Raw genomic sequence first — 6,072 nt, 5'->3', positions numbered from 1 at the left:
CTGGCACGGCGGACCGGGCCCGCAGGGCCGAGCCGCCAACCTCGCGTACGGCCCTACGCCACCTTCCGTTCAAACACTGGGGTCAACCGCGCGCAGAGTCCGCAGGCCGCGCGGATGACTGCCGCACTGGTGCTCGCGACGCTGTGGGCAGAATCCGGCGCGCGGCCCGACGCGGTCGGGGGCGCCGGAGCCGGTGAAGTCCTCGCGGCCTGCTTCAGCGGGGTCCTCGACGAGACCGAGGCGCTGGCTCTGCTGTCCTGGCGGGCCGGGCTGCTCGACGGCCCGCCTCAGGTGCGGCCACGGGTCCCGCGCGTCCCGATCCTGTCGGCCGTCGTGGGCGGCGAGCTGCCCGAGTCGCGAGCCCTCGACCCGCTGCACTGGACTCGGGACGTGTGGGAGGGCGGCCGGCCGGCGGAGGCCTTCGGGGGCCGGACTGCGGACGGGGCGACGGTGGTCGTCATCGGAACCCCGGCTGAACCGCTGCCGGGGGACCTCGGCCCGGACGGCGGCTCCGATTCGTCGCCGGTGGCGCGGCTGCTCCACGAGGCGGCCCGACTGTGGACCGCGGGTGTGCCGGTGGACTGGTCGGACTGGTCCGGCCATGAGCCCCACCGGGTCCCGCTGCCGGCACATCCGCTGTATCGCAGCAGGCTGCGGCTGGACGAACCGGACCAGGCGCCGCCGACGGCCCCCGTCGGCCCGCCGCGCGGCGAGGAGCTGAAGCGGCTGCTGGCGAAGCTGTGGACCGAGGTGCTGCGCACCGAGGTCGACCGCTACGACCAGAGCATCTTCGACATCAACGACGACTCGGTGCTCGCCGTGCGGCTGGCCCGCCGGATCGGGACGGAGCTCGGCGTCTCCCTGCCGACGATCGATCTGCTGAAGAACCCGACGATCGACCGCCTGGCGGCGCACCTGACCCAGGGTCGGCTGACGTGAACCACGAGGAGAACACCGTGGAGCCACTGCTCCCAGAGGTCGTCGCGATGGTCGGCGGCTATTTCGACATCCGGCCGGACGCACTGGATCCGGACATCTCGTTCGCCGACCTCGGTGCGGACTCGATGGCACTGCTCGGCATGCTGCGGCTGGTCGAGGAACGATTCGGTTGCAAGGTCTCGCTCCGGCAGCTGTTCGGCGAGATCCAGACGCCTGCCGCGCTGGCGGCGCACCTGGCGGCGAACGCGTCGGCCACGACGCCGCCGGAGGCTGCGGCGACCCCGGCCACCGGTGCCGTGACCACCGCGGCCGTCCACGTGCCGCAGACCCCCGCACCCGCGCCGGTGGCGCCGGTTTCGGCAGACACCGTGTCGGCGCCCGGAGCCACGACGGCCGTCGAGCGGCTGATCACCGAACAGCTCGCCGTCATGCGAAGCCAGCTCGAACTCCTGGCGGGCGGTGCCGCCTCGGGCGCCGGACCGGTCGTCGTCGAACCGGCGCCCGCAGCCCGTCCGGCAGGGCGACCGGCCTCATCCCGGCCGGCGGCCGCCCCGCTCGCACCCGGTGCGCGCGGCGGAGCAGGCCTCGTGGAGTCGGAAGCGCGTGTCCGGTATCTCAAGGTCCTGGCCGAGCGGTTCGGAAGCAGGACGAAGGGCTCGAAGGAGTTCGCCCAGCGGTTCCGCCCGCTGATCGCCGACAGCCGCTCGTCCATCGGCTTCCGTCCGACGACCAAGGAGATGCTGTACCCCATCGTCGCCGACCGCGGGCAAGGCGCGCGGCTGTGGGACATCGACGGCAACGAGTACGTCGACCTCACCCTGGGTTGGGGCGTCCACCTCCTCGGGCACAACCCGCCCGCCGTCATGGCGGCCCTGCGCGAGCGGATGGACCTCGGCTTCGTCATCGCCTCGCGCACCGAGGTGGTCGAGGAGGTCGCCGCCGGCCTGATCGAACTCACCGGCATGGAGCGGGTCGCCTTCCTGAACACCGGCACCGAAGCGGTCATGACCGCCCTGCGCATCGCCCGGACCGCGACCGGCCGCGACGACGTCGTGGCCTTCTCCAGCGCCTACCACGGTCACGCGGACAGCGTGCTCGCCACGGCCTCCTTCGAGAACGGTGTGCGGACCACCCGGCCGATCACCTCGGGCATCCCGGCGCGCGCGGTGGAGAACGTGCACGTGCTCGAATTCGGCTCCGAGGAAGCTCTGGAGTTCATCGACAGGCACGGTCCGCGGCTCGCCGCGGTGATGACCGAGCCGGTGACCCTCCGCACCCCGGGAGTGCAGAACCCTGAGTTCCTGCGCCGGGTTCGGGAGATCACCCGGCGGCACGGCACGAAGCTGATCTTCGACGAGATGGTGACGGGGTTCCGCTGCCACCCGGCCGGTGTCCAGGGGCTCTACGGCATCGAGGCCGACCTGGCCACGTACGGCAAGATCATCGGCGGCGGCATGCCGATCGGCGTGATCGCCGGCCGGGGCGGGATCATGGACACGATCGACGGCGGAGTATGGGACTTCGGCGACGACTCCCGCCCGACCGCGGAGTCCACCTTCTTCGCCGGCACGTTCAGCCAGCATCCGATGACCATGGTGGCGGCCCGGGCGGTTCTGGACCACCTTCGCGGCGCGGGCCCGGCCCTGCAACGGGACCTCGATCGCAGGACAGAGGTGTTCGTCGACCGGCTGAACGACGACTTCCGCGAGCTCGACGTGCCGATCGAGGTCCGCCGGTTCTCCTCGTTCTTCCGGTTCGAGCACGAACAGAACATGGACCCCCTGTACCTCAACCTGCTCGACCGCGGCGTGTTCGTCTGGGAGCTGCGCAACTTCTTCCTGTCCACGGCGCACGAGCAGGCCGACCTCGACCACATCCGGGCAGCGGTCCGCGACTCGATCACCGAGCTGCGGGAGCACGGTGTGCTCGGCCCCGGCCGGGAGGCCCCGGCCGGGGCCGTGGTGTCGCCGTCCGCGCCGCGCAGCACCCTCGCGCAGCGGCAGCAGGCGGCACTGGACGAGGGCGGCGTGCCGGCGTATCAGATGTCCGTCGGCTTCTGGCTGGACGGTCGGCTGGACCGAGACGCGCTGCGCGGCGCCGTGCGGGGCCTGGTCGCGCGGCACGAGACCTTGCGGACCACGCTGGCTGCCGACGGCGTGACGCTCGTCGTGCATCGCGCCGCGGAGACGGTGCTGGACGAGGTTCTGACCGAACACGTCTGCCCGGATGACGACGACCTCGACTGCTTCCGGCAGTCCTGGGCCGAGCAGCGGCTCGACCTCGCGGCCGGGCCGGTGTTCCGCGCCGCGATCGTGCAGACCGCTCCGGAGCGGCATCTGCTGCTGATCTCCGGGGCGCACGCCGCGGTGGACGGCTGGTCGTTCAGCGTCCTGGTCGACGACCTCGTCGCGCTGTACAACGCCGGCTGTCAGGACGTCAGGCCCCTGCTGCCGCCCGCGGCGCAGTTCCGGGACTACACCGCGTGGCACGAGCGGGTCGCCGGCGGCCCCGACGCCGTCGAGCACCGGGACTACTGGCGCACTCTGCTCCAGGGTGCGGCCGCCTTGGAGCTGCCCGAGTCCGGAACGTCCGGGCCCTTCCCCTACAGGGCGGTGCGGCACAGCGTCCGGCTCGACTCCGAGTTCTGCGACCGGATGCGCGAGACCGCCCGAGAGCAGGGCGCGACGGTGTTCGCCTACCTGGTCGCGGCCTGGGGCGCCGTGCTGCACCAGGTGACGGGGCAGGACGACATCGTCGTCCCGGTCCTGGCCGCCCGCCGCCCGCCGGAGCTGGACCAGGTGGTCGGGTACTGCTCGAATCTGCTGCCGCTGCGTCTGCGACGGACGGCGGACGTCCTGGCCGCGGACTACGTGGCCGACGTCATGGAACACCTCGTGACCGGGCTCGAGACCCAGGACCACCCGTTCGCCGACCTGATCGAGGAACTCGCGCCCGGCACCGGCTTGCGTGCCGACCTGCTCGCGACGTCCATCTCGTTCTACCGCCGCGTGGCGGCGCCCCCGATGGACGGACTCACGGTGTCGGAGGCCGACCCGCTGCCGATCACTCACACCGGCCACCCCCTGGCGCTGAACATCATCGAGGGCGCGGACGGCTTCCGGTGCGACTTCGAGATCGCGACGGACGCCGTCGCCCCCGACCTCGCCGCCGACGTCGCGCGCCGCTACCAGAACCTGCTCGCCGGCCTGGTCGCGCACGGCGAGCGCCCACTGGCACAACTGGACCGGCCCGACCATGACGACCTCTGAGCACCACCTCGGAAACGACCACATCAGCCTCGGACCCACGGGAGCCGCAAGACCATGATCACGGCAGGATTGAAACTCACGCAGAGCGGCGGCATCGCGATCCTCGACGAGGACCGTCTGGTGTTCAACGTCGAGATGCAGAAGATCGCCAACGGCGCCCGGTACAGCAATGTCGACGAACTCGACGACCTGGTCGGCGTCCTGGACAAGTTCGACCTCAAGGTCGGCGACGTCGGCACGTGGGCGTTGGACGGCTGGGACGGCGCCGCCAACGGCCACGTCAAGGTGCTCGCCGACGGGATCCAGACCGAGGTCCTGGTCGCCCCCTACCGGGAGACCGACCTGGTGCCCGACCCGGCGCTGCCGGGACACCGCGGCCGGATCGTGATAGGCGGCCAGGCGCTGGACTACGACAGCTACGTCCACGTCGCCGGGCACCTCGCCTCGGCCTACTGCACCAGCCCGTTCGCGCGCCGCGGCGAGCCGTCGATGGTGCTGGTCTGGGACGGCGGCTGCTTCCCGCGGCTGTACTGCGTGGACGTCGACGGCCGGATCGAGGCCGGCGGCGAGGCGTTCCCGCTCATCGGCCACACCTACGCGATGACCTCGCAGTACTGGGGCCCGTTCAAGCGGCAGAACAAGTCGAAGAACGTCGACGACCTCTCCGTGGCCGGGAAGATGATGGCGTACATCGCCCTGGGCACCTCGCAGGAGAAGATCAAACAGGTCTTCCGCGAGGAGTTCTTCGAGTTCTTCGACGCCGACTCGCCGCGGGTGCGGGAGTACCGGCGGGCCATCATCGGGTGCGGCAGCACCGGTGAGCCGTCGCACGCCTACGTGCACCAGTTCCTCTCCGCCGTGCAGGCCCGCACCGCCGTGCTCGGGTTCTCCGACGAGGACGTACTGGCCAGCGTCCACACGTTCCTCGAGGAACTGCTGATCGACCGGGTGGCCAAGAAGATCCAGGCGTGGAAGGGCGGCGGCGCCTGGAACCTGTGCTTCGCCGGCGGCTGCGCGCTGAACATCAAGTGGAACAGCGCCCTGCGCTCACACCCGACGATCAAGGCCATGTGGGTGCCGCCGTTCCCCGACGACTCCGGCGTCGCCATCGGCACGGCCTGCCTGGCCGCGGCCGGCGGCTCCGGGCTCCGGCCGATCCAGTGGGGCACCCGGCTGGGCCCGGCTCTCGAACCGACGCCGGACGTGCCGCGCGGCTGGAGCACGTCGCCCTGCACGCCGGAGGAACTGGCCCGGATCCTGCACGCCACAGGCCAGCCCGCGGTCGTGCTCGACGGCCGTGCTGAACTCGGACCACGCGCGCTCGGCGGACGCAGCATCATCGCATCGGCGGTCGAGGCGTCGATGAAGAGGCTCCTGAACGACGTGAAGAGCCGGGAGCCCTACCGGCCGGTCGCGCCCATCTGCCTGGAAGAGCATGCCCCGACCGTGTTCCACCCGGGCACGCCGGACCCGTACATGCTGTTCGAACACTGGGTCCGTCCCGAGTGGGTCGACCGCGTCCCGGCCATCATGCACCTGGACGGCACCGCACGGCTGCAGACCGTCAACGCGTCCGACGACCCGAACCTGCACGCCATCCTGCGCGAGTACTACAAGTGCAGCGGCATCCCGGTCCTGTGCAACACGAGCGCGAACTACAACGGCCGCAGCTTCTTCCCCGACGTCGCGTCGGCGATCGAGTGGGGCCAACTCGACCTGGTGTGGAGCGAGGGCGTCCTGTATCGGCGAGAAGACTCGACGGTCTGAGAGCGCGTTTGATCTGGCGAGGGCCCGGCGGCCGCAGGCCGCCGCGTGAACGGACGGTTGGGGCGATACAGACTCCAGGCGCGCGTGCACATGAAGA

3 protein-coding genes are annotated in these 6,072 nt (G+C 71.3%); all 3 read left to right on the top strand.

Annotated features, from left to right (window positions below; all coding sequences use genetic code 11):
* The first annotated feature begins 114 nt into the window (after window positions 1-114).
* The 3 genes from AB0N07_RS43380 to AB0N07_RS43370 are packed head-to-tail and all read left to right on the top strand — an operon-like array spanning window position 115 to window position 5,975.
* Window positions 115-939 carry a phosphopantetheine-binding protein gene (locus AB0N07_RS43380; protein ID WP_365845135.1) on the top strand — a complete coding sequence of 275 codons (825 nt, stop codon included), beginning with the start codon at window positions 115-117 and terminating at the stop codon, window positions 937-939.
* 17 nt (window positions 940-956) lie between these two features.
* The gene (locus AB0N07_RS43375) at window positions 957-4,208 is read left to right on the top strand and encodes an aminotransferase class III-fold pyridoxal phosphate-dependent enzyme (RefSeq protein WP_365845133.1); all 3,252 of its coding nucleotides are present in this window, start codon (window positions 957-959) and stop codon (window positions 4,206-4,208) included.
* 54 nt (window positions 4,209-4,262) lie between these two features.
* Window positions 4,263-5,975, top strand: coding sequence for a carbamoyltransferase N-terminal domain-containing protein (locus tag AB0N07_RS43370; RefSeq protein WP_365845130.1), 1,713 nt, complete (start codon window positions 4,263-4,265; stop codon window positions 5,973-5,975).
* Window positions 5,976-6,072 lie beyond the last annotated feature (97 nt).

Origin of the sequence: Streptomyces sp. NPDC051172 (genome assembly GCF_040682555.1) — a bacterium.
Taxonomy (GTDB): domain Bacteria; phylum Actinomycetota; class Actinomycetes; order Streptomycetales; family Streptomycetaceae; genus Streptomyces.
This window is presented reverse-complemented; position numbering and strand designations above follow the sequence as displayed.